Source organism: Hymenobacter sp. (assembly GCF_031398885.1).
Classification (GTDB): domain Bacteria; phylum Bacteroidota; class Bacteroidia; order Cytophagales; family Hymenobacteraceae; genus Hymenobacter.
On sequence record NZ_JANNOD010000021.1, the window covers coordinates 15,425 to 40,082 of the forward strand.

General features: G+C 60.7%; 14 protein-coding genes. 12 read left to right on the plus strand and 2 right to left on the minus strand.

Features of this window, described 5'->3' with window-relative positions:
- Positions 1-192: 192 nt before the first annotated feature.
- Positions 193-1,746: a hypothetical protein gene (locus tag RMO51_RS02915; protein ID WP_310391825.1), complete on the minus strand. Its 1,554-nt coding sequence runs from the start codon at positions 1,744-1,746 to the stop codon at positions 193-195.
- A 24-nt stretch (positions 1,747-1,770) separates the two neighbouring features.
- Complete coding sequence (locus tag RMO51_RS02920; protein WP_310391826.1) at positions 1,771-3,936, minus strand: glycoside hydrolase family 3 C-terminal domain-containing protein; 2,166 nt, start codon at positions 3,934-3,936, stop codon at positions 1,771-1,773.
- Between the two features lie 481 nt (positions 3,937-4,417).
- Between RMO51_RS02920 and RMO51_RS02925 the strand changes: the two genes are divergently transcribed.
- From RMO51_RS02925 to RMO51_RS02980, 12 genes are all read left to right on the plus strand, one after another.
- Positions 4,418-6,526: a bifunctional aldolase/short-chain dehydrogenase gene (locus tag RMO51_RS02925; RefSeq protein WP_310391828.1), complete on the plus strand. Its 2,109-nt coding sequence runs from the start codon at positions 4,418-4,420 to the stop codon at positions 6,524-6,526.
- Positions 6,527-6,672: 146 nt separating this feature from the next.
- Entirely contained in the window at positions 6,673-7,683 is a 1,011-nt protein-coding gene (locus RMO51_RS02930; RefSeq protein WP_310391830.1) for a GntR family transcriptional regulator, read from the plus strand.
- Between the two features lie 100 nt (positions 7,684-7,783).
- Positions 7,784-9,589: a right-handed parallel beta-helix repeat-containing protein gene (locus RMO51_RS02935; RefSeq protein WP_310391831.1), complete on the plus strand. Its 1,806-nt coding sequence runs from the start codon at positions 7,784-7,786 to the stop codon at positions 9,587-9,589.
- Positions 9,590-9,683: 94 nt separating this feature from the next.
- Entirely contained in the window at positions 9,684-10,961 is a 1,278-nt protein-coding gene (locus RMO51_RS02940) for a TIM barrel protein (RefSeq protein ID WP_310391997.1), read from the plus strand.
- Entirely contained in the window at positions 10,958-12,286 is a 1,329-nt protein-coding gene (locus RMO51_RS02945; RefSeq protein ID WP_310391834.1) for an FGGY family carbohydrate kinase, read from the plus strand. Before RMO51_RS02940 ends, RMO51_RS02945 begins: the two co-directional genes overlap by 4 nt.
- 47 nt (positions 12,287-12,333) lie before the next feature.
- Positions 12,334-13,074, plus strand: a complete 741-nt coding sequence (locus RMO51_RS02950) for a (Fe-S)-binding protein (RefSeq protein WP_310391835.1) — start codon at positions 12,334-12,336, stop codon at positions 13,072-13,074.
- Positions 13,071-14,456 carry a lactate utilization protein B gene (locus RMO51_RS02955; RefSeq protein ID WP_310391838.1) on the plus strand — a complete coding sequence of 462 codons (1,386 nt, stop codon included), beginning with the start codon at positions 13,071-13,073 and terminating at the stop codon, positions 14,454-14,456. Before RMO51_RS02950 ends, RMO51_RS02955 begins: the two co-directional genes overlap by 4 nt.
- On the plus strand, positions 14,453-15,022 hold the full coding sequence (locus RMO51_RS02960; RefSeq protein WP_310391840.1) for an LUD domain-containing protein: 570 nt from the start codon (positions 14,453-14,455) through the stop codon (positions 15,020-15,022). Before RMO51_RS02955 ends, RMO51_RS02960 begins: the two co-directional genes overlap by 4 nt.
- Before the next feature lie 429 nt (positions 15,023-15,451).
- Complete coding sequence (locus RMO51_RS02965) at positions 15,452-18,559, plus strand: TonB-dependent receptor (RefSeq protein WP_310391842.1); 3,108 nt, start codon at positions 15,452-15,454, stop codon at positions 18,557-18,559.
- A 13-nt stretch (positions 18,560-18,572) separates the two neighbouring features.
- Positions 18,573-20,126, plus strand: a complete 1,554-nt coding sequence (locus RMO51_RS02970) for a RagB/SusD family nutrient uptake outer membrane protein (RefSeq protein WP_310391843.1) — start codon at positions 18,573-18,575, stop codon at positions 20,124-20,126.
- A gap of 74 nt (positions 20,127-20,200) precedes the next feature.
- Positions 20,201-21,319: a glycoside hydrolase family 5 protein gene (locus tag RMO51_RS02975; protein ID WP_310391845.1), complete on the plus strand. Its 1,119-nt coding sequence runs from the start codon at positions 20,201-20,203 to the stop codon at positions 21,317-21,319.
- A 115-nt stretch (positions 21,320-21,434) separates the two neighbouring features.
- The gene (locus RMO51_RS02980; protein WP_310391846.1) at positions 21,435-24,605 is read left to right on the plus strand and encodes a carbohydrate-binding domain-containing protein; all 3,171 of its coding nucleotides are present in this window, start codon (positions 21,435-21,437) and stop codon (positions 24,603-24,605) included.
- Positions 24,606-24,658: the final 53 nt, after the last annotated feature.

Below are 24,658 nucleotides of genomic sequence, written 5' to 3' on the forward strand. Positions count from 1 at the left end.
CCGTGGTTGGGGCTACGGCAGCGATACCACTCCGGGCTGGCTCGCTCGGCTGGCCAGATACGGTGAGCGTCCGGCAGCAGGCGAACATAACGAGCAAGGCCAGGAAGACCTTTGCTGAGTAATGCGGAGGGGTTTTCATTAAGGAACGGGTTCGGGGATGATGAATCTTCGGTGCTGTTTTAGGGAAGTTCATTAGCCGAGCTTTTTCAGTTTCAGCACCACGACGCTCTTGGCCGGCAGGGAGTATTTGCTGATAACCTTGTCACCCGGAAAGCGTTGGGTGTTCACTTTGATGTCTTTCGCCGTCGCCGAGTTGTGGCTGTCGAAGCTCTCGCCGGTAAGGACGGTTTCTTCCTGGAGCGCGTACTTGCCCTCGAACGACAAGCTTAGCTCGCGGGCGGCGGTGGGCTCGTAATTCACCAGGTACAGCACCAGGCCGTCCTTGCTTTTCATGACGGCGGAATTGGCCGACAGAAACTCTTCACCGAGGGTGGTCCGCTCGCCGGAGAAGGTGCTTTGCACCACGGTTTCGCCCAGGTTGCCGCCCAGCAGCTTCAGCAAATCAAAGATGCCGGTCGTGTAAATCTCCTTTTCCCCTTTGGGGTAAAACACGCCCCACGGCACCCCGCTCATCGTCCAGTAGCAGGCCGCGGTGTTCTCGTACTGCATCTGCTCCACCAACAGGTTGGCCACCAGCAGGCAGCCTTCCAGGGCGTGGGTGCGGAAGTAGCGCTCCGGTTGGCCGATGTTCGGGGGCCAAGCCGCGTGCTCCGACAGAAAGATGCCGATGTCGTTTTTGCCCGTGACGGTTTTGATGTCCCGGCGGATGGATTCCAGAATGCGCAGCGCCTGCCCCGGCTCCTTATAATAAGGATGCACCACGAGGTGGGAAATGTCAGGCCCCAGGGCTTTCAGCACCTTCAGGTGCCAAATGCTCCAGTCGCCCTCAAACACCCGTTTCCGGTTGGCCCCGCCCGGCGAGGTGGCCGCGTGGGCGGCAAACTTGGCAGTTGGGTCCACCCGGCGAATGGCGGCGATGGTGGCCTGGCAGCGCTTGATATATTCTTCGGGCTGAATGGCTTCTTTCTTGTCCCAGTCGTTCTCGTTGCCCAGCTCCCAAAGCGCCACTTTTACGGGTTCTTTTAAGCCGGCGGCAATGCGCTTGGCGGCCCAGTTTTCCCCGCCGTTGGGATTGGTTTTGCCGTCTCCGCCGAGAAATTCGGCCAAGTCCGCGTGGTCCTGGGGTGTCTCGTCAATGAAATTCAAAGCGAATACCACCGCGGCCTGGGGCTGGATTTCGCGGACCAGCTGCACCCATTCTACCGGCCCCATCTTGGCCACGTAGGGCGGGCGGCCCTCGTACATGGATTGGGCCGGGCGCTGGTCAGCCGGGCCGAGGGCGTTTTTCCAGTGGAACCGCTGCCCGTCCGCCCCGCCTATCCGGTTGAAATAGAGGGGAAAATCTTGAAATTTTTGCACAAAATCCGCCCGACGGCCTTCCGTAAACAACCGCGGCCCGAGCAGGTCCCAGTTGTAGGAGATGCCGAACAGCTTGGTGGACGCGGCGGCCAGCACCACCGATTCTTTCACCCGTAGCGTCGCCGGGGCGGATGGCTGGGTCAAGGGCTTGAACACGGGTACCTTAACCCCGGTAAATTCCTGGCCCGCCCCGGCCCCCGTCTTGACCTGGGCGGCGGCGGGCAGCGACAGGGCCAGCAGTAGCGCCGTTTTAATGCGAATTTTCATGTGAGTAGTTATAAAGCCAGCCATTTAAAGCGTTACGTTGCCCGTCAGCCGGATGTCGCGGGACGAACTGCCCACCAGCACCTCAAACGCGCCCGGCTCCAGCACCCACTGCTTGCGGGCCTCGTCGTAGTATTGAAAAGCTTCGGCTGGCAGTTGCACGGTCACGGTTTTGGTTTCGCCGGGCCGCAGAAAAACCTTCTCGAATCCCTTTAGCTCCTTTTCCGGGCGCTTAACGGCGGCCTCTTTATCCTTAACGTACACCTGCACCACTTCGGCTCCTGCCACTTTGCCGGTGTTGGTCAGGATGAGCTTGACCTTAGCACTCCGCTTGCCGGGCACGACGCTCAGCTTGTCGTACCGAAACGTGGTGTAGCTCAGGCCGTGGCCGAAGGCGTACTGCGGCGCTACTTGATAGGTATCAAAGTAGCGGTAGCCCACGAAAATGTCTTCCTTGTACGTCTGTTTCAGGGGGTTGCCGGGGGTGCTGGGAAACTCGCCCAGGGCGTGGGCCGGCGAGTCTTCCAGCTTCACGGGAAAAGTGAAAGGCAGCTTGCCCGAAGGGTTCACGTCGCCAAACAACACGTGGGCCAGGGCGTTGCCCCCTTCCATGCCCGGATACCACGCCTCCACTACGGCCGGCACCTGCGCGGCCCAGGCCGCTACCTCAATGGGGCCGCCGCCCAGCAGCACCACCACGGTGCGGGGGTTGGCCGCCACCACGGCCCGAATCAACTCGTCCTGGCCAAAGGGCATCTTCAAGTCGGGCTTGTCGGAGCCTTCGGCATCGTAGGCGTTGTCGCTCCACTTAAGGTAGCTGTAGCCGTGAATGGAGCCCCCCACCACGATGGCCACGTCGGCGGCTTTGGCTGCCGCTACGGCCTCGGCAATCAGTTGCGGGTCGGCCTGCTGGCCCCGGGCAATTTTGTAGCCGGCGGCGTAGGTGATGGGGACCGTGCTGCCCAACTCGTTTTTGAGCCCTTGCAGGGGCGTGATTTCGTAATTGGCTTTCACCTGCGCGCTGCCGCCGCCGCGGGCATTCTCGCGGTCGGCGTTGGCCCCGATGACGGCCACCCTTTTCACCGTTTTTGACAGGGGCAGCAGGCCGTTGTTTTTCAGCAGCACGATGCCTTCCTCGGCCACGCGCAGCGCCGTAGCCTGATGGGCTTTGGTGTTGAAAGCGCCCGGCTGGCGCTTGGCCCCGTCGAGCATGTTGGTAGCGTACATTACCCGCAGAATGCGCCGCACCTTGTCGTCAACCAACGGCTCTAGCGCGGGGTCCTTACGTACGGCTTCCAGTGCCGGGTCGGCTAGGTAAAACCGGTCGTAAAGGGATTTATTGAACCCCGGCCCGGCCGCAACGGCCGACTGGTCGAGGGTGCCGCGGGCCAGCATCAGGTCGGTGCCCATTTCCAGGTCGGTGCCATTGCGCAGGGCATCCATCGTGTTGTGGCTGGAGGACCAGTCGCTCATCACCAGTCCTTTAAAGCCCCACTCGCCCTTCAGGATATCGAGCATCAGGTAGGCATTCTCCGTGGCGTACTGGCCCCGAAACTTGTTGTAGGACCCCATCAGCGTGTTGACTCCTCCCTGCTGCACGGCGGCCTTAAAGCCCGGCAGATAGATTTCGCGCAGCGCCCGCTCGCTCATGTACACGTCGATGTCTTTGCGGCGAGTTTCCTGGTTGTTGGCCGCGTAATGCTTCACGCAGGCCGACACGCCCTGGTCCTGCACGCCCCGGATGTAGCCGACGGCCATCCGCGAAACCAGGTACGGGTCCTCGCTCAGGTATTCGAAGTTCCGCCCGTTCAACGGGGTGCGGATGATGTTGATGCCGGGCCCCAGAATCACGTCTTTGCCCCGCGCGTTGGCTTCGCGGCCCAGCACCGCGCCGTAAGCGTAGCCCAGCGCCGGGTTCCAGGTAGCGGCCAGCGTGTTGTTGGTGGGCAGGTAGGTGCCGGCATCGTCGACGTTGAGCACGGGTTTCCAGTCGCGGCCCTGTTCGGCGTGGACCCCGTGCGGGCCGTCCGACATCATCAGCTCGGGGATGTTCAGCCGGGGCACGCCGCCGGCCGCGAAAGCCGAGTTGGCGTGAATCATTTTAATCTTTTCCTCCAGCGTCAGTTTTTTCAGCAGCGCGTTAACTTTGGACTCGTAGCTAGTAAGTGGCGGGGGCTTGTCGGCTGTACTCATGCTTTGTCCCCGGCAAATGCCCGTCAGTAGACAGTTCAGAAGGACAACGGGCAGAAGGAAAGCGGTGAGAATGCGCATTTACTCAGGAGGTAAGAATTTTGGCCGGGGCCGGAAACGTAAGTAGCTGGAGGGAGAGGTTCCGCCACTTTGAGCTTTTCAGTCCCGCTGGAAATGAGACTGCGGTCCACTAAAAATCACGCGTTCAAGCACGGTGGGCACGAGGTTTCCATCAAAGCTGGGGACTTCATTAAGAAAAAGTTTCCTGTAGTCTCCTGTAGCCACCCACGGCAGCGACGTGCACGTAGAAACGTAGCACCAACCGCTGGCTTCAGGCCAGTGAAAATTTGCGCGCGCGCACTTTCCATAAAATCGTGAAATAGCAGGAGAGTACAGGACATTGAGCCGGGAGGCGGCGGCGAACTTTGTCGAAAGTGATTTAACCTGTTCCCGGTTTGTCGCCGGAACGCAACCTTGCTGCGCCATGAGTGCCACTGCTACCTTCCAACACGTCAGCTACCTCTGGGACGAGGCCAAGGCCGCCGAGTTGGCCGGCGATGAAGTCGCCCTGTTCCTGTACCGTTCTAATCTATTGGGGGCTGATTTGCGCCTGACCAACTACGCCGGGGGCAACACGTCCTGCAAAATCACGGAAACGGACCTCGTTACCGGCCAGCCCGCGGAGGTGATGTGGGTAAAAGGCTCGGGCGGCGACATTGGCACGCTCACCCGCAAGGGCTGCGCCAACCTATACGTCGAGAAGCTGCACCAGCTCAAAAACCGCTACCGCGGATTGGAGCACGAGGACGAGATGGTGGGCTTGTTCGAGTACTGCCTCTTCGACCCCAAATGCGCCACGCCCAGCATCGACACCCCCCTACACGGCCTGCTGCCCTTCAAGCACATCGACCACCTGCATCCCGACGCGCTGATTGCCATTGCAGCGAGCCAGGACGGCGAAGCCATCATGCGCGAAATCTGGGGCGACACCATGGGGTGGCTCCCCTGGCAGAAGCCGGGCTTCGACCTGGGCCTGCAGCTGGAAAAAATTGTGGCCGACCACCCCGGTCTGCGCGGCGTCATCCTCGGTGGCCACGGCCTCTTTACCTGGGGCGACACGAGCTACGAGTCGTACATGAACACGCTCGAAGTCATTGAGCAGGCGGCTGTTTACCTCGAAGCCCGCTACGGCAAAAAGAGCCCCGTTTTTGGCGGCGAGCAGCGCGCCCAAACCCTGGATGCCGCCGCCCGCCGCACCGCCGCCGCTGCCGTAATGCCCGTTCTGCGCGGCCTGGCCAGCAGCCAGCGCCGCATGCTGGGCCACTACACCGACGACGCCCGCGTGCTGGAATTCGTGAACTCGTACGACCTGGCCCGCCTCGCCACTAAGGGTACCTCCTGCCCCGACCATTTTCTGCGCACCAAGATTCGCCCCCTGGTGCTCGACGCTGACGTGATGCAGTCTGATGCGGCCGGCATCAAAACCTACTTGACGGGCCAGTTTGAAGTTTATCGGGCCGAGTACGCCGCCTACTACGAGCGCTGCAAGCACGATAATTCTCCCGCCATCCGCGACGCCAACCCGGTCATCATCCTCTGGCCCGGCGTGGGCTTGTTCAGCTTTGCCAAAGACAAGCAGACCGCCCGCGTGGCCGCCGAGTTCTACACCAATGCCATCAACGTGATGCGCGGGGCCGAGGCGGTGAGCACCTACCAGGGCCTGCCCGAGCAGGAGGCCTTTAACATCGAATACTGGCTGCTGGAAGAAGCCAAGCTCCAGCGGATGCCCGCTCCCAAGTCGCTGTCGGGAAAAATTGCCTTTGTCACGGGTGGGACTGGGGGCATCGGCAAGGCTATCTGTCAGGCGCTGCTTGAACAAGGCGCCTGCGTGGTAGCCACCGACCGCGACTTGCTGGAGGAAACGCAAACCGAACTGCGCCAGCAATTCGGGCAGGACAACGTGCTGGCCACGGCCATTGACGTAACCAGTGCCGACGTAATCAGTGGGGCGCTACGGAACAGCGTGTTGCAGTTCGGCGGGGTGGACATTGTGGTGAACTGCGCCGGCCTGAGCATCAGCAAGCCGCTGGCCGACACCACGCAGGCCGATTGGGACATCCTGCAGGACGTATTGGTGAAGGGCCAGTTCCTGGTGAGCCAGTGCGCGGTGGAGATTCTGCGTCAGCAGCAGCTGGGCGGCGATATTGTGAACATCGCCAGCAAGAACGGCCTCGTGGCCGGCCCCAATAACGTGGCCTATGGCACGGCCAAAGCCGCCCAGCTGCACATGAGCCGCCTGTTGGCCGCCGAGCTGGGCGCCGATAAAATCCGCGTCAACACCGTGAACCCCGACGCCGTGCTGCGCGGCTCCAAAATCTGGGAAGGCGACTGGGCCGCCGGCCGCGCCAAGGCCTACGGTATTTCGGTAGAAGAGCTGCCCAATCACTACGCTAAGCGCACGCTGCTGGGCGAGGAGCTGCTGGCCGAGGACATTGCCAAAGCCGTGCGCGTGTTCGTCGACGGCAGCCTGAGCAAGAGCACCGGCAACGTGCTCAACGTAGACGGCGGCGTGGCCACCGCTTTCGTGCGCTAGCCGGCCGTTTTTACACAAAGCAGAGGGCTGGCCGGTGGGCCGGTTCTCTGCTTTTTTGTACATTTCGGGTTGTCCGCTGAAATCCCAGATTTAAAGAGGCATCGGCCTTGGGGCTGATAATGCTCTTTTATTGTCTTTCCCCCGTTATGTATAAGCTCCAGTTAAAGCCCGCCGATAAGATGCCGAAGTACAAGCAAATTGTACAGTCGTTCATCGCCGATATTGAGCGGGGGGTGCTGAAGGATGGCGCGCAACTGCCCACCATCACCGAGCTGAGCGGGGAATACGACCTGGCCCGCGATACCGTGGAGAAAGCCTATCGGGAGCTGCGCGAACGGGGCTTCCTTACCTCGGTGCAGGGCAAGGGCTACTACGTGCAGGCCCACGGCGACACGAAGCTCAAAATCCTGCTGGTGTTCAACAAGCTCAGCTCGTATAAAAAACTGATTTATTATGCTTTCATCGAGGCCCTCGGTGACCAGGCCACGGTTGATTTGCAAATCCACCACTACAATGCGCACCTTTTTCAGGAAATCATCGAGCGCAGCCTGGGCAAGTACAATTATTACGTGGTGATGCCCCATTTCACCCTGGCCACCAGCCAAGAGGAATACCTGAAGGTACTGGAGCTGATTCCGGCGGAAGAGCTGGTGCTGCTCGACAAGGACATTCCGGAGCTTAACCGGCAGGTACCGGGGGTATTTCAGGACTTCAACCGGGACATTGGCGGGGCGCTCGACGCGTTAGCCAAAGAGTTGGAGCGCTACCCGCGCATGACCATGATTTTGCCCAGCGACGACAACTACCCGGTGGAAATTGACCGGGGGTTTCGCCAGTTCTGCCGCTACAACGACAAGCAGGTGGCCGTGAAGGACAACGCCACCGACGAGGTATTGACGCCGGGCACGGCCTACGTGGTGGTGCGGGAAACCGACCTAGTGGAACTGGTCAAGAAAGTCCGGCAAACCAGCTACTTGCTGGGCCGTGAAATCGGCATCATCACCTTCAACGAAACGCCCCTCAAGGAGCTGCTCAACATGACCGTCATCACGACGGATTTCGAGCAGATGGGCCGCACCGCCGCCCAGCTCATTCTGGAAAAGAAGCGTATCAAGGTCAAAAACCCCTTCTACACCATCCGGCGCGGCTCGCTGTAAAAAAGTAGGCCGAAAGCAGGTGAGTACAGAATAGTCCGGGCTCGTTTGGTCGGCAGCTTTGCGGCTGGTCGCTCAATTCCGCCTACTTCAACCAATTCGCATGAAACTTTCAGGGGCTTGTTTGTTGGGCGGCCTGCTCCTCCTTTCCTTGGTTGACCGCCCGGACTTGGCGGCGCTGGCAGGCCAAATGCAAGGGCCCAACCGACCGGAAAAGAATATCGTGAGCGTGGCCAAGTTTGGAGCCAAGGCCAACGACGGCAAGAACGACCTGGTGGCCATCCGGCAAGCCCTGGCGGCTTGCAAACCCGAAAATTCGACGCTTTATTTCCCCAAAGGGCGCTACGACCTGTTTGTTGATACCGACAGCTCGGCAAGCATTTTCCGACTGGTTGGGTTGAGAAAATTTACGCTGGAAGGCAACGGCGCGGAGCTTTTGTTTCATTACCCGCCAGCCTATCTGAGACGCAAGCGGCCCGACCTGGTTTTCGATGTGCGGAGCGTGCAGGGGTTGACTTTGCGGAACTTCTCCATCGACTACCAGCGGCCGTCTTTTTCCGTGGGCACGGTGGTAAAAACCGCCGAAAACTCGTTTGATGTCGCCATCAGGCCGCAGTTTCCGGTGCAAGGCGGTGAGTTGGTTGGCGCGTACATGGACTACGACGCCCAAACGGAAACCCCGATTGGGAGAATAGACAGTTACAACACCGTGGAGCGCACCGAGCTGATTGCCCCGCAGGTGCTCCGCCTGCACGAAAAAACCAAGCCGACCCAACCACTCAAGGTGGGCACGTTGTTGGTCGTCCGCCACCACGTGTACGGCGGGGATGCTTTTTACATTGCCAACTCCGCCAACGTCGTGCTGGAGGGCGTGGCCGTGCGAACGGCGGCGGGCATGGGGTTCGTCTCCCGCAACAACACGAACGTGACCCTGGAGCGGTTCAATATCCTGCCGGGCAAGGGCCGCATCATGTCCACCACCGCCGACGGGCTCAACCTGGGCCATTGCGGGGGGCGCTTAAAAATTAATAACTGCGCCATTGCCGGCCTGGGAGACGACGGAATCAACCTGCACGTCGACCGGTTTTTTCGGGTAGTAAAAAAGGTGGACGACCAGACTATTCTGGTTGATATCAAAAACCACGAGGCCAAGACGATGCCCGGGGCCGGCGACAGCGTGGAGTTCTACAACCCCGCCAGCATGGTGCGCGTCGCGTCAATGAAAGTGGAGTACGCGACCAACAAGTCGCCGTACGACCGGAAATTCCTGCTGCGCTTCACCACGGCGCTTCCCGCAAGGGTGGCGGAGTCCTACGCGCTGGCCACCACCAGCCGTTTATCCAGTGCCTCGATTACCAACTCGACGTTTCGCAATATCCGGGCGCGGGGAATTATCATCAAAGAGCAGAACGTGACGATTGAAAACTGCACGGTCGAGAATACCACCCAGCTGGGCATCTGGGTGGGGGCGGAACACCACATTTTCTTCGAGTCGTATCCCAGCCGCAACGTGCTGGTGCGTAATAATAACATCCGCAATTGCGGGCTCTACAGCGAGAAAAAGCCGGGCCGCCGCTCCGTGCCGGGGGCGCTGTGCGCCTACGTTCGGCTGGAGGGCGACAAGGCCGCCGAAGTGCCCGGCAGCCTGCGCAACATCACCTTCGAGAACAACAAAGTGAGCGGCGCGCAGAGTAGCGGGATTTTCGTTGCCGGCGTGGACGGGCTGACCCTGCAGGGCAACTCGGTGGAAAACGCCTGCCAAACCGGAACCTTACCCAGCGAAACGGCCGCTATCTACCTGCAAGGGTGCGCTAACGTCAAACTGGATGACAACACGATTCCAGCCGACAAGCAGGGCGGGCAGTTTGCCGAGACAACCAGATTTGGTAATGGAAACCCCCGCCAGTGAGTCCTGATTCGTTGATGAATAGTAGGTTGAATTGATTTTGTGCGCTTGGTTTCCTCTTGCTTAATGCTTGCCTTTTCCGCTTTTTTCTGCCCCTATCATGATTTCCACTCAACAACTGCACGATTTCAACCAACCCCTGATGACGGCCCACGAGGCGGCGCTGTGCTACCTGCACGACACGCTGGGCCGCCAGGCCGCCGATGTGATTGAAAAACTGGTCACCTTCCAGGTCGCCATTCCCAGTTGGGCGCTGGGCACGGGCGGCACGCGGTTCGGGCGGTTTCCGGGGGGCGGCGAGCCCCGCAGCCTGGCCGAAAAAATAGCCGACGTGGGCTTGCTGCACCAGCTCAACGGGTCATCGGATGCCATTTCCCTGCACATTCCGTGGGATATCCCCGGCGACGTGGCGGCGGTGCGCCAGCAGCTGCAAGCCGCCGGCCTGCGCATCGACTCGGTGAACTCCAATACCTTCCAGGACCAACCCGACCAGCCGATTTCGTACAAGTTCGGCTCGCTGGCCCATTCGGACGCGGCCGTCCGGGAGCAGGCCGTCGCCCACAACGCGGAGTGCATCCAATACGGCGCGCAGTTGGGGGCTACCACGCACACCGTCTGGCTGGCCGACGGCAGCAACTTTCCCGGCCAGCAGCACTTTCGGCGTGCGTACCAGCGCACGCAGGACAGCCTGGCCGCCATCGTGGCCGCCCTGCCCTCCCCCGACTGGACGGTTTTGGTGGAATACAAGCCCTACGAGCCCAATTTCTATTCCATGGTCATCCCCGACTGGGGCACTTCGCTGGCGCTATGCCAGGCGCTGGGCCCCCAGGCGCAGGTGCTCGTGGACCTGGGCCATCATTTGCCCAACACCAACATCGAGCAGCTGGTGGGCCGCTTGCAGCACTTCGGACGGCTGGGCGGTTTTCATTTCAACGGTTCGATGTACGGCGACGACGACCTGACCACCGGCAGCATCAAGCCCTTCCAGCTGTTTCTGATTTTCAACGAGCTGGTCGACGCTGGCCAAGACCCGGCCGTGCGCAACCCCGCCGTGGCCTACATGATTGACGCCAGCCACAACACCAAGGACCCGCTCGAAGACTTGTTGCAATCCGTCGACAACATTCTCACGGCCTACGCCAAGGCCCTGCTCGTGGACCGGGCGGCACTGGAGGAAGCTCAGCAGGCCAACGACGCCGCGCGGGCGGAGGACCTGCTCCGCGACGCCTTTCTGACCGACGTACGGCCGCTCGTGGCCGAAGCCTACCGGCAGGCGGGCGGGGCGCTGCGGCCGGTGATGGCCTGCCGCGCCCTGCAAGTGCGCGACCAACTAACTAAGCAACGCGGCTTGCGGGCCCTTTCTACCGGATTATGAAAAAGCCAGTCTACGCCGTCTTCGACGTGGGTAAAACCAACAAGAAAGTCATTCTCTTCGACGAGAACCGGCAGATTATCGACGAGCAGCAGCAGGAGTGTCTCGACACCATTGACGACGACGGCTACCCGTGCGAAACGCTGGAGCGGCTCAGCCACTGGGTGCTCAGCAACTGGCACTTGCTGCGCCAGCACCCCAACTATCTGCTCAAGGGCGTGAACTTCGCGGCCTACGGGGCCAGCTTCGTGCACCTGGGGGCCGATGGGCAGCCGGTGGCCCCGCTCTACAGCTACCTTAAGCCGCTGCCTGCCGGCTTGGCCGCCCAGTTCGATGCCGCGCTGGACGGGGCGGCCCCCGATTTTCCGGCGGTTACCTGCTCGCCCCGGCTGGGAATGCTCAACTCGGGCCTGCAACTGTACTGGCTCAAGTACGCCAAGCCGGAGCTGTACGCCCGCGTACATACTTCCCTGCACCTGCCCCAGTACCTGTCGTACCTGATTTCGGGCGAGAAGTTCAGCGACTATACCTCCGTGGGTTGCCATACGGGCCTCTGGAATTTTGCGGCTGGCGACTACCACGCCTGGGTGCGGCGCGAGGGCCTGGAGGAGAAGCTGGCCCCGCTCACCCAGGACTCGGTGGCCACGGTCATCGACGGGGTACTGGTGGGCGTGGGCCTGCACGACTCCTCGGCGGCGGTGTTGCCCTACCTGCGCGAAACCAACCAGCCGTTTCTGCTCGTCTCGACCGGCACCTGGGCCATCACCTTCAACCCTTTCAACCACCAGCCGCTCACCCCCGAGCTGCTGCGCCGCGACTGCCTGAGCTACCTCACGCCCAAGGGCCAGCCGGTGCCGGCGGCCCGCGTGTTTCTGGGCCGCGAGCACGACTACCAGGTGCAGCACATTGCCAACCACTTCCACGTCCGCCCCGATTTTTACCAGTCCCTGGTGCAGGTGCGGCCCGCCGACCCCCGTGCCGAGCCGTTCTGGCCCTGGTGCATGCACGGCACCGGCCCCTTCCCGGAGGTGCCCGCCCGGGCCTGGGACCTGTCGGGTTTCAGCACGGCCGCCGAGGCCTACCAGCACCTGTTGCGCGGGCTGGTGAATATCCTGGCGGCTTCCATCAACCTGGTGCGGCAGGACGAGAATATTCTGTTCCTCGACGGAGGATTTGCCCGCAATCCGCTGTTTCGCCAACTGCTGGCCGAGGCATTTCCGGCCGTCAGCATCCGCACGCTGGAGGTGCCCCAGGCCACGGCCCTCGGGGCTTTGCTGCACCTAGAGCAAGGCGTGGCGTTGAAAAAAACCGAAGCGCTGTTCAACTAATCCTGGCCGGCGGTCACTGTAGCGCCCCCAACCGTCCCGCTTGCCCCATGAAAGTTGCCTTGTTCGTTCCCTGCTACGTCGACCAGTTCTACCCGCAAGTGGCGGTAGCCTCGTTGCAGTTATTAGCCAAGCTTGGGGTGCGGGCCGCCTTTCCCGCCCAGCAAACCTGCTGCGGCCAGCCCATGGCCAACAGCGGCTGCGAGCAGGAAGCCCGGCCGGTGTACCGGCACTTTGTGGAGACATTTCAAGACTACGACTACGTGGTGGGGCCCGCCGGCAGCTGCGTGTACCACGTGCGCAAGCACTTCGATGTCATCGACCAGACGCCGGCCGTGCAGCACGTGCGCACGGCCACGGTGGAGCTGTTCGACTTCATTACCCAGGTGCTGGGCGTGACGGAGCTGCCGGGTGCCTACCCGCACAAGGTAGGGCTGCACCTGAGCTGCCACGGCCAGCGCGGCCTGCACCAGGCCAACGAATCGGAGATAACGCCCGTGCGCGACGGCCAGCTGCGTCGGCTGCTCACGGGCTTGACGGGCCTGGAGCTGACCGAGCTGGACCGCAACGACGAATGCTGCGGCTTCGGGGGCACGTTTTGCGTGTCGGAGGCCGGCATCTCGGCCCGCATGGGCCACGACCGGATGCAGGACCACGTGCGCAACGGCACGCAGGTGCTGACCGGCGGCGATATGTCGTGCCTGATGCACCTGGAAGGCATCGTGCGCCGGCAGAAGCTGCCCCTGCAAGTGCGGCACGCCGCTGAAATTTTCAATGGAGCCCTCTCATGAGCCAAAACCACGCCGACCGTTCCGACCTCTTTTTACTCGATGCCGAGCGCACCACCTGGCACGACGAAACTTTGTGGATGGTGCGCCAGAAGCGCGACCGGGCGGTGTATGCTCTGCCCGAGTTCCAAGAGCTGCGCGAGCTGGCATCCCAAATCAAGGACCACACCTTGAGCCGGCTCTCCGAATACCTGCTCCAGTTTGAAGCCGCGGCGCTGGCCAACGGCGTGCAGGTATACTGGGCCGCCGATGCCGCCGAGCACAACGAAATCGTGCTCGGCATCGTGCGAGCGGCCGGCGCCACGCGGGTGGTCAAGAGCAAATCCATGCTCACCGAGGAGTGTCACCTGAACCAGCACCTGCTCGGCCACGGCGTGGAGGTGATTGACTCCGACTTGGGCGAGCGCATCATTCAGCTGCGCGACGAGGCCCCCAGCCACGTGGTGCTGCCCGCCATCCACCTCACCAAGGAGGACGTGGGCGAAACCTTCTGGCAGCACCTGGGCACCGACAAAGGCCTTACCGACCCCCAGCAGCTCACCGAGGCCGCCCGCCAGCACCTGCGCGAGAAATTCCTGGCCGCCGAAGTCGCCATTTCCGGGGTCAACTTCGCCGTGGCCGAAACCGGGGCGGTGGTGGTGTGCACCAACGAGGGCAACGCCGACCTGGCCATCAACCTGGCCCGCGTCCACATTGCCTGCCTGGGCATCGAAAAGCTGCTGCCGCGGCTCGCCGACCTGGCCGTGTTCACCCGCCTGCTGGCCCGCAGCGCCACCGGCCAGCCCATCACCACCTACACCTCGCACTTCACCCGACCCTTACCGGGTCGGGAGCTGCATCTGGTGCTGGTTGACAACGGCCGCAGCCAGCAGCTGGGCCGGCCTGATTTTCGGGCCTCGCTCAAGTGCATCCGCTGCGGAGCCTGCATGAACACCTGCCCGGTGTACCGGCGCAGCGGCGGCCACAGCTACGACTTCACCATCCCGGGACCGATTGGTGCGATTCTGTCGCCCAACATCGACATGCGGCGGCACGCCTCGCTGCCCTTCGCCAGCACGCTCTGCGGCTCCTGCACCGACGTCTGCCCGGTCAAAATCGACATCCACACCCAGCTCTATAAGTGGCGGCAGGTGCTGGGCGCCGAAGGAATGCTGCCGGCCAGCAAAAAGTACAGCATGAAGCTGCTGAGCCGGGTGCTGGCCCGGCCGGGCCTGTTTCGGGCGGGCGGCGCGGTGGCGCGGCTGGGCCTGCGCCTGGTGCCCCACGGCCTGAGCCACGCCCCCGGCTACAACCCCTGGGCCATTGCCCGCGAGCTGCCGGCCCCGCCCCGGCAGAGCTTCCGCGAGTGGCACGCCCAGCAGCCGACCAGCGCGCCCACCGCATGAGTGCCACTACCCGCGCCACCATCCTGGCCGCCGTGCGCGGCGCCCAGCCCGCCCAGACCCCACTGCCCGCGGTACCGCATTTTTCGGGCGACGCTTCGGTCGAGAAATTTTCCACCCTGCTGGCAAGCATTGGCGGGCAGGTAGTGACGCTGCCGGAGCCGGCCCGCCTGGCCGAGACGGTTGCCCGCCTCTACCCCAATGAACTTCGCGTTGCTTCGGCACTAATTCCCGCCACGGTCCTCGTTGGTGCCGGCACGCCCACGACTGTGCTAGCCACCGTGGACCTGGCGGTGCTGCGCGGGGAGCTGGGCGTGGCGGAGAACGGCGCCGTGTGGCTGCCCGAAGTCAACATGCTGCACCGGGCGCTGCCCACCATCGCCCAGCACCTGGTGCTGGTACTGGACCGTGCCAACCTGGTGGCCACCATGCACCAGGCCTATGCCCGCCGGCCGGTGCTGGACGGCTACGGCGTCTTCCTAGCCGGCCCCTCTAAAACGGCGGACATCGAGCAGTCGCTCGTCATCGGCGCGCACGGCGCGCGCAGCCTGACGGTCATTATTGAGTGACCCGAAACGAAGGAGAAAGCGAAGTTCGTAGCGGGTTGGCCGAGCCCGGAACCACATGCGCCCAGTCTGCGCTGGTACGCTTTCGTGCCACGCGAAGTAGCTCCTGAAAAAATAATCACGATTTATTAATCGTCCGATTAAAAATCCGTCAAAATCCAGGAGAGTACAGGAAACAAGGGTCTTAAGGGGCGGCGTTATTTGCCAGAGTTAAGTAACCCCTCACTCAATTCCCGAAGCTTAGCTCCTGAACGCCTGGCCTGCGACGCCGCCGGCCGAGATGGCAGATTTTGCGGAGTAAGGGCGAATCGACAAGATACTTCTTTGTAACGGTACTGCCTCACCTTTTTCCTCGCACACCTTTTCCCGAATGCGGAGTGGAACCACTCCGGTAAATCCCACCAATCCATGATTCATTTTTTACTTGAATTGATGCGCAGGTCAAAAGCAGTGCTGGCGCTGGCCTGTATGCTCGTTTGCACGCTAACGGCCGCCGCCCAAAATCGCCAGATAAGCGGCACCGTAGTAGATGAGAAAGGCGAAGGATTACCAGGGGCGACGGTGGTAGTGAAAGGTACCACGCTGGGCATATCCACGAATACGGACGGAAAATTTGTCTTGAGCGTGCCGTCCGGCGCGGTGCTGGTAATTAGCTCGGTGGGCTACGAGTCGCAGGAAAAAACCGTTGGGGATGCCGCTGACATCTCCGTGCGGCTGACCGCGAGCGTTAGCTCCCTGAGCGAAGTGGTCGTAGTGGGCTACGGCGAGTCCCAGCGCCGGGACATTACGGGGGCCATTTCCAGCGTCACGCCCCGGCAGCAGGACGCAGTGCAGTTCAACAGCCCCGATGCCTTGTTGCGCGGTCGGGCGCCGGGGGTGAGCGTGCAGCAGCAGAGCTCGCAGCCGGGCGCGGCGGTAAGCGTCAAAATTCGGGGTACTAACTCCCTGCGCAGCGACAACGAGCCGCTTTACGTGGTGGACGGCATTATCATCAACAGCGCCACGGAAGACGTTCGCAACCCCACGTCGGGGGCCATTGCCGGGGGCGACGCCGTGACCCAGCAAAACGGCCTGACGGCCATTAATAGCCTGGATATTGCTAGTATTGAGGTGCTAAAGGACGCCTCGGCCACGGCTATCTACGGTTCCCGGGGAGCCAACGGGGTCGTCATCATCACGACCAAGCGGGGCAAGGCCGGGGCCCCGACGATAACGTTTACGGCCAATACCCAACTCTCGCGCACCAGCAAGTACCTAAACGTGCTGGACGGGGCCAGCTACGCCCGCTACCGCAACCAGTTAAGCACGCTGGCGGGCGGACCGGTACTTTTCAACGCGGACACGATTCAATCCATTAACTGGCAGCGGGACGTGCAGGGCACGGGCGTGGCTCAAACGTACCGGCTTTCGGCGAGCGGCGGGTCCAAAGAAGGCAACACAAAGTACTACGTAGCCGGCGGCTACCTCGACACAAAGGGCATTATCGACCGGACCGGCTCTACCCGAGGAGACATAAAAATAAACCTGACCCAGCGCCTGTCCGACAAGCTGTCCATTGATTTCGGTACGGCCGGCTCGCTGGTTACCCTGAACTCGACGTCGAGCACAGAGCCCCAGGCCGTGGCCAACACCAGCCTGATAGCCCAGATGCTACAGGCCCAACCCCTGCTCAGCGCCGCCCAGAACTTTGACGACCCCAACCAGGAACTCACCGGGCCCCGCAGCTTCATCCAGGACTACGACGACATCAGCCAGGAGCAGCGCATCATCGGCAACCTGTCGCTGAACTACCGCATATCCGACATTTTCACTTACAGGCTCAACCTCGCCGGGGACTACCGCGACAAGGTGCGCTCCCGCTACTTCGGCCTGAGCACGTTTGCCGGCCTCAACAACAACGGCATTGTGGGCAAAGCGGACCTGGACCGCAAATACTACCTGATTGAAAACCTGCTGCTCTTCAACAAAGCTTTCAACCCGACCAACCGCATCAACGGCACCTTCGGGGTGACCTACGACAACACCCTATTGGCGGACGGCACGGTTTCCAACGCCAACTTCTTCGACCAGTCGCTGCGCACGGACGGCTTAGGAACCGGCTCGGTGCTCTTTCCTTCTACGTTCAACAAAAGCAAAACCGAGCTTTTTTCGGTGCTGGCGCGGGTCAACTATTCGCTTAGAGACCGTTACGTCCTCACGCTTTCGGGCCGCCTCGATGGCAGCAGCAAGTTTGCCGACGGTAATAAGTATAGCTTGTTTCCCGCCGTGTCGGCCGCCTGGCTGCTGAACGAGGAAGATTTTCTGAAGGGCTCCAGCTACGTTTCCACCCTCAAGCTGCGCGGAGGCTACGGCGAAACGGGCAACCAGAGCATCAATGCTTATAACACCTTCACCCGGTACTCCACCGGCCCCAACAACACCTACGTTTCCGGCAACACGCCCGTAGTTGGAGCCGGTCCTGCGAACATTGGCAACGACCGGTTGATTTGGGAAACCACCCGGCAGGGCAACATCGGCGTTGATTTTGGCTTTTTCACGGACCGGGTGACGGGTAGCGTGGATGCCTACTACAAGCAAACTACCGACCTGCTGCAAAACTTTCCCCTGGCCCTGTCGTCCGGGTTTGGCACAATTACCTCCAATCGGGGCTCGCTGGAGAATAAAGGCATTGAATTCGCCGTCAACGGCCTCGTGGTGGAAACGCCGGACCTGAATTTTAACGTCGGCGCGAACATGTCGTTCAACCGCAACAAAATCCTGGACCTTGCCCTGCCGCCTTCCACCCTGTTCGGCGTACCGGGAGAGTTTTACGTGGGCCCCGGCCTGAACGTATCGGGCCAGTTTGTCAATACCCCCATCAACCTGTTTGCCGTCGGCCAGCCCATCGGCGTGTTTTACGGCTACAAAACCAACGGCATCTACCAGAGCGCGGACGAGACGGTGGGCGTGCTCATCAACGGAACCCGGCCCCAGCCCGGCGACTACCGCATCGTGGACACCAACGGTGACGGCAACGTGACGGCGACCGACCGGGTGATTATCGGCGACCCGAACCCGGACTTCACCTTCGGCTTCACCTCTAATTTCACCTATAAAGCCTTCTCCGTCGGGGTTTTCCTGGACGGCACCTACGGCAACCAGCTGGTCAATGCCACGGAGGCCCGGCTGGCTAACCTAAGCAACACCAACAACGTGCTGACCGAATACTACGAAAACGCTTGGTCGCTCGACAATCCGTCCAACGTGTACCCCCGGGTCGGCTACAATCTCAGCAACTTCGTGGATGTCTTCGTCCAGGATGCCAGCTTCCTGCGCTTCTCTACCGCGACCATTGGCTACAAACTGGCGCTCAAAAAACCCGGCGGCCTCAAGGCAATCGATTTCAACGTGACGGGCCGGAACCTGGCGCTGCTCACCAAATACAAGGGATTTGACCCCGAAGTGAACAGCTTCGGGTTTGACTCGGGCCGCATTGGAGTCGACCAAAACTCCTACCCCAACTCCCGGGGACTAACCTTCGGCGTGACGGCAACTTTCTAATCCAGCGGTACTCATGAAAATCACGAATAAGTCTTTCTGGGCAGCGCTCCTGCTCCTGACCCTTGCTTCCTGCGACAAGGAATTTTTGGAGGAAGAGCCGTACACGTTCTACTCAGTGGAACTGTATAACACCCCCACGGGGGCCAATTCCGTGCTGAACGCGGCCTACGCGTCCGCGTCCAACTTCAATCTTTTCGGGGGCGCGTATCCGCAGCTGCTGGAAACATCGGGCCTGGGCTGCCTTACCAACCAGCAGGCCACCAATGCCCTTAATACGCTGGAGCTGGTGCCAGGCATCGTATTTATCGGTACCGTGTGGGGGCGGTCGTACGAAGTTATCGCGCGCACCAACGACATCATTGCCAACGTGCAAGAATCAAGTTTTGACGAGCCGGTGAAGAACAACATTCTGGGGCAGGCCTATTTTCTGCGCGGCATGATGTACTTCAACCTGGTAAGGCTGTACGGGGGCGTACCGCTGCGCACCGAGCCCACCACCCAGGAAAACACGAACATTCCCCGGGCCACTACCGAGCAAGTATACCAGCAGATTATCGCCGACCTTAACCAGGCGGCCACGCTGCTGCCCGAACCCGCCGGCCAGGCCATTGACCGCCCGCATAAATACGCGGCGCCCGCGCTGCTGGGCAAGGTGTACATCGCCCTGGCCGGCAACGACCCGGCCTCCCCCAACTGGCAGCTGGCCAAAACCGAGCTGCTGAAAGTGGTGAGCAGCGGGGCGTACATTCTGCTGCCCCGCTTCGCCGATTTGTGGGACGTGACCAGGGAAAACTCTCGGGAAGCCATTTTCGAGGTGCAGTTTTCGGCCGTGCAAGGCACCCCCCTGGGTCAGTTGACCACGCTCTTCAATCCGACTAACTCCTACCTCACGCCGCTGGCCAACCCGCCGTTCGGGCAGCCCTTTGCCCGCATTCGGGTGAACAAGGAGATTTACGACGACCACCGGACCCGCTACCCCGGCGACCCGCGCTTCCCGACTACCTTCCAAAGCACGTTTGCCAACCGGACCAACCCGAACACCCGGACTTTGGTCTACCCCGATAACCTCACCACCCAGGGCTGGCCGTACATGATTAAGTTTACCGACCCCGGATTTGTCAGCAACCAAGGCAACCATAACCTAATATACCTCCGCTACGCCGACGTGCTGCTGAGCCTGGCGGAAGCCGAAAACGAAATTAACGGGCCCGCCGGGGCCTACCAGTACGTGAACCAGGTGCTGGCCCGCGCCCGCACGAGCGCCACCCCAGCGGCTACCCAGCCCGCCAACTTCGCGGGCTTGACCAAAGACCAATTCCGGGAGCGGATACTACTGGAGCGGCAGTACGAGCTGTTTGGCGAAATGCACATGTGGTACGACGTGCGCCGCAAGGGGACCGACTACTACCTGCGGGCCATCCGCAAGCACAACAACAACCCCACGTTCGCGGTCGGCTTCGACTTCCGCATGTCCGAAAACCTGAGGACCATGTTGCTGCCTCTTCCGGAAAATGAATTGAACGCCAACACTGCCCTGACTCCGGCCGACCAAAATCCGGGGTATTAGTTTCATTTCCCGTTTTCAGAAGAGTGGGAGCATACTTTTAGGTCGAAAGCATCCATTACTAAATAACTGCCACGATGAAATACCTAGTAAAATCATTGAAAATCTTGGCCCTTTTTACGGGCGTACTGTTTTTCAACTCCTGCCAAAAAGCCGAATTACCTGTCCCTCCTATTTCCACTCCCAGTACTACCACGCCGGTGGTGCTTGAGCCCTGGAAAATGTACCGGGGCATCAATATCAGCCCCAACATTTCCAGAACGGACTTAGAGGACCTGGCCGTGTACCACCCCAACGTGGTGCGCATAAATTTCAGCGCCAACCCATTGGTTAGAAAAACGAGCCCGTACTCTTTCAACGAGGACGCATTTGCAAAACTCGATTTCGTCATCAACGAGTGCGAACGGCTGAACATGAAGGTTATCATTGACCCACACACCTCGCCGGGCTTCGCCAGTAACTTTAGTACCACTGCGAAAGATGTTTTTTGGACGGACACGACCTGGCACGCACATTTGACCAAAGTATGGGTGCGAATCGCTCAAACGTACAAGAACAGGGGAAATATCATTGCCGGTTATGACCTGATGAACGAGCCGACCGCGCGGGATGGCTTCCCTAATACGCCGGAAGCAAGTTGGAATCAAATTTTTTCGAAGCTAATAACTAAAATTAGAGCAGAGGGCGATAATCATACAATTATAATTGCCACCCAGCAAGGGGTAGGTCCTAACGGGACTTTCTTGAACTGGACGGATGGAATCAACCAGATTGTTTTGCCCAGTGACACAAACATTGTGCTGAGTCCGCACATGTACACGCCCACCGGCTTTACGCACCAAGGCGTCACCAAGCCCATCAGTGGCCCTTATCCGGGAACTTTCAACAACACCTATTGGAATAAGGCCACTCTTGACAGCCGGCTCAAAGTATTGGTTGATTATCGGGCGGCACACCCCGACGTGCCCATCTACATTGGCGAGTTCAGCGCCTCGCGCTATTGCGGGCCGTCGGGCGACCAGTACGTGGCCGACCTGATTGACTTGTTCGAAAAATATGGCTTCAGCTGGAGCTACCACTCCTACCGCCAGGCCGCTGATTGGGACGCGGAGCTGTCGAATACCGACCTGTCCAACAATGTTCGCTCCAGCACCACCCCCCGGGTGCAGCTGTTGACAACCTACTTCAAAAAGTAATTCTCTGCCCTTTCGGCTACCCATTTTCAAAAAATGCCCGGTATCTCGGAGGTGTTGCTGACGCTTTTTTCAGCAGCAATTTCGCATCACCGGTTTTTCGCGTCCTTGACTTTGTATGAAAAACCTACTGATAGTATTGCCGCTGCTGCTTATTGCCCTTGCGGCCACCGCCCAGCAAACCGCCCAGCCTGGTACGGGCGTCGCTTATACCAATACGGTAACCTACGATGCCGCCAGGGACAGTTACCTGTTCAACTGCAGCGGGGGCACCGGTAGCCCAATTTACTTTCGGTGCGCGGCGAGCAGTCCAAGCTTTTCCGGCATCTACGTGTCGGCCGATAATGGCGTTACCGAGTTCCGGCCCAGCATCGGCGGCCTGACCGTTATTCTGGACGGGGTGGTGACGCAGTACTTCGGGGGGCAGGCGGCGGCTACCAAGCTCAGCCAGGCCCTGGTGCAGGACACGCTGATAACCAGTTGGCGCCTGAAGCGAACGGGCACCTCCCCGGCGGCCGTGCAGACGTTCGACTTTACCTCCAAGTATTACATCAAGGGGCGCACGCTGGTCAACGAGTTAGTTTCCTCGGCCCGCAACGTGCGCAACGTAACCTTCGACAGGTGCGAGGAAGTGGTCAATCCGCAGGTAGTGAACGTGCCTTTTCTGAGCGGCTTCAACGTGCTGCTGGCCAACAATAACCTCTTCGTCAGCAGCTTCTTCGACTGGACGTACAGCAACGCTTCCACCAACCCCAACAACAGCGGGACGGTGACCGGCTCCACAACCTCGGTGCGCTACGCCCCGAATGCCACCTACAACACGCTCACCAACGGGCAGCGCAATCCGCTGCGGGAAAAAGCCTACATCACCGTCTCGGAGAATCTGAGCGAGGTATTGCCCAACATCCCCAACCCGGTATCCCGGTACCGGGGCGAGTCGGCCCGGCGGGTGGTGTTCGACTACTGGCAGGACGCCCGCAACATCAACGCGGGGGCCGGCGTGACGGCCAACCACTACGGCCAGCTGCGCACGGGCGGCATCGACCGCAGCACGTTGTGGCTGATAATACACCCTTGGCAAAATCAGGGCTACGACAACGGCTACCCCGACGTGCAGCCCGCCCGCGCGGTGTGGGGCGGCGATGCCCAGCTGCGCGCGGCCAGCGACACGGTCACCAACGCGGGCGGGTTGTTTAGCCTGCACGAGAACTTTACCACCATTCACGATAACGCGCCGACTCACCCAGCCAATATTCCGAACATCGCCAAGTTTCAGAACGGGTCGTTGTCGGCTAGCGGGGCCAACAGCTTCGGGGCCATTCCCTACGGGCTGAAAAATTCCGCGGCCCCCAGCTACTCCGCTCGGTATTCGCCGCCCATTCACAGCACCTACAACACCGGGGCCAGCTACCTCGACGTCGCTTCCTCCATTCCACTGGGTTTTGTCGACCAGATGGATTACGACGCGGCCGTACCAAATACGGGTAAGTACAGCGAGATTCTGCGAAACTACCAAAGCTTGTACGAAACCCTGCGTCAGGCACACAACGGGCCAGTGTCGGGCGAGGGCAACCAGCACCTGTACGCCGTGGGCCACGTCGACGACGTGGAAGCCCAGCCCGGCATGGCCATTGCCAACGGCAACATTGGCGGCTGGCGTTTTCCCCTCCTAGTAGATTTCCAGCACGAGAAGCTCAACCCCAAGGCTTTTGTGCACGGCATGGGCTACATGGCCCGCTTTTACGGCACCCAGACCCAGCCGGCAGGCGTCCGGTTCTCCCGCGACAGCGTGCTCATGTACATGGCCACCACGCTAGCCTACGGCAATGGCGGCTTCATTACCTCCCCGGACCGGGTGTACAGCATGGTGGAGTACGCCCAGCTCACGCAGAAACATATTTATTCCATGCAGGAATCGTTTGTGAGCAGCACGCCCACCCGGATTCGCTACAACGACAATGGCACCCTGCTCACCGCCTCGCAGTACGTGGCAAAATACCCGGCCGGCTACAAAGATTTCACCAGCGCTGATTTTATGGGCCAGGTGCTGGTGGAGTACGGCAACGGCACGGTGGTGTGCGTGAACCGCCACCCCACCAAAAGCTGGAACGTGACCGTGGGCCAGCCCGGCGGCTGGTTTAACTACAACGCCCTCATCAACGGCGTCAAAACCCAGGACACGCTCACCAGCAATACCACTGCGTACCTGCTCCCACCCAAAAGTGGCTGGGTGTGCTACCTGCCCGCCAACATCAATGCTCAAACGGCCGCTCCCATCCCCGGCATCGTGGAAGCCGAAGATTTCAACAAAGGCAAACAAGGTGTGGCTTACCAGGATGCGGACGCGAGCAACAACGGCGCCGCCTACCGCAGCACCGCCGTGGATATTGAAGCCACCACGGATACGGGCGGCGGTTTCGCGGTGCGCGACATTGTGGCCGGCGAGTGGCTGAAGTATACTATCAGCGCCCCGGCTACGGGTCCCTACAGCGTCAGCGCCCGGATTGCCGCCCAAACTTCAGGCAATGTGGTGCGGCTTGAAGTGGATGGACAGGTGGTGGTCGATAGTATCGAGGTTGACGCGACCGGCGGGGCTGACCAGTGGGCTACGGTGCCGCTGGCCAGCATCACGATGCCCGAAGGGGTGCACACGTTACGGTTCTTTGTCATTAGCGGAACGAACTTTAAGTTAAATCGGCTGACTTTCAACAATGCTGCCCCGCTGCCCGTTGAGCTGATTAGCTTCACGGCCCAGACCGTCGGGCGCGATGCGCTGCTGAGGTGGCGTACAGCTTCGGAAACTGATAATGACCGCTTCGAGGTGGAAGCCAGCACCGACGGCAACGCCTTTACCCGTATCGGTACGATGGCCGGCCAGGGTACCACTTCCCGGCCCCAGGTCTATCAGTTCCGCGACCAGGACATTATTAGGTACAATGCCAGCCTCGTGCACTACCGCTTGCACCTGTTAGATGCGAACAACCAATCCCAGTTTTCGCCCGTGCGAAGCGTCACCGTGGCGGGGCGGAACCGCCTGACGGCGATGGCCGCCCCGCTTCCCTTCGGCGGCGCGGGGCTGTCGCTCACCTTGGGAGGATTCCTGAGGGGTCCTATCTCGTTGCGGGTGTACGATATGCTCGGCCGCAGTCGGTTTCAGAAATCGCAAGTACTAACGGAGGGCACCTCCATTCTCCAGGTGCCCGAACTCAGTCAGTTGGCTACTGGCGTCTATATTTTGAGCGTGGAGCAGGCGGGCCAGCAAGTTCGCCAGCGGATAGTGCGCGAGTAATGCAGAGGGCACTCGCAGTTCATCACGCTCCTGAGATGCCAGGCACCAACCCT

Coding starts and splice junctions, on each gene's coding strand:
- RMO51_RS02965 (WP_310391842.1), top strand. CDS start 15,452: ATGCGCAGGTCAAAAGCAGTGCTGGCGCTGGCCTGTATGCTCGTTTGC.
- RMO51_RS02915 (WP_310391825.1), bottom strand. CDS start 1,746: ATGAAAATTCGCATTAAAACGGCGCTACTGCTGGCCCTGTCGCTGCCC.
- RMO51_RS02950 (WP_310391835.1), top strand. CDS start 12,334: ATGAAAGTTGCCTTGTTCGTTCCCTGCTACGTCGACCAGTTCTACCCG.
- RMO51_RS02960 (WP_310391840.1), top strand. CDS start 14,453: ATGAGTGCCACTACCCGCGCCACCATCCTGGCCGCCGTGCGCGGCGCC.
- RMO51_RS02945 (WP_310391834.1), top strand. CDS start 10,958: ATGAAAAAGCCAGTCTACGCCGTCTTCGACGTGGGTAAAACCAACAAG.
- RMO51_RS02980 (WP_310391846.1), top strand. CDS start 21,435: ATGAAAAACCTACTGATAGTATTGCCGCTGCTGCTTATTGCCCTTGCG.
- RMO51_RS02975 (WP_310391845.1), top strand. CDS start 20,201: ATGAAATACCTAGTAAAATCATTGAAAATCTTGGCCCTTTTTACGGGC.
- RMO51_RS02935 (WP_310391831.1), top strand. CDS start 7,784: ATGAAACTTTCAGGGGCTTGTTTGTTGGGCGGCCTGCTCCTCCTTTCC.
- RMO51_RS02925 (WP_310391828.1), top strand. CDS start 4,418: ATGAGTGCCACTGCTACCTTCCAACACGTCAGCTACCTCTGGGACGAG.
- RMO51_RS02920 (WP_310391826.1), bottom strand. CDS start 3,936: ATGAGTACAGCCGACAAGCCCCCGCCACTTACTAGCTACGAGTCCAAA.
- RMO51_RS02955 (WP_310391838.1), top strand. CDS start 13,071: ATGAGCCAAAACCACGCCGACCGTTCCGACCTCTTTTTACTCGATGCC.
- RMO51_RS02970 (WP_310391843.1), top strand. CDS start 18,573: ATGAAAATCACGAATAAGTCTTTCTGGGCAGCGCTCCTGCTCCTGACC.
- RMO51_RS02930 (WP_310391830.1), top strand. CDS start 6,673: ATGTATAAGCTCCAGTTAAAGCCCGCCGATAAGATGCCGAAGTACAAG.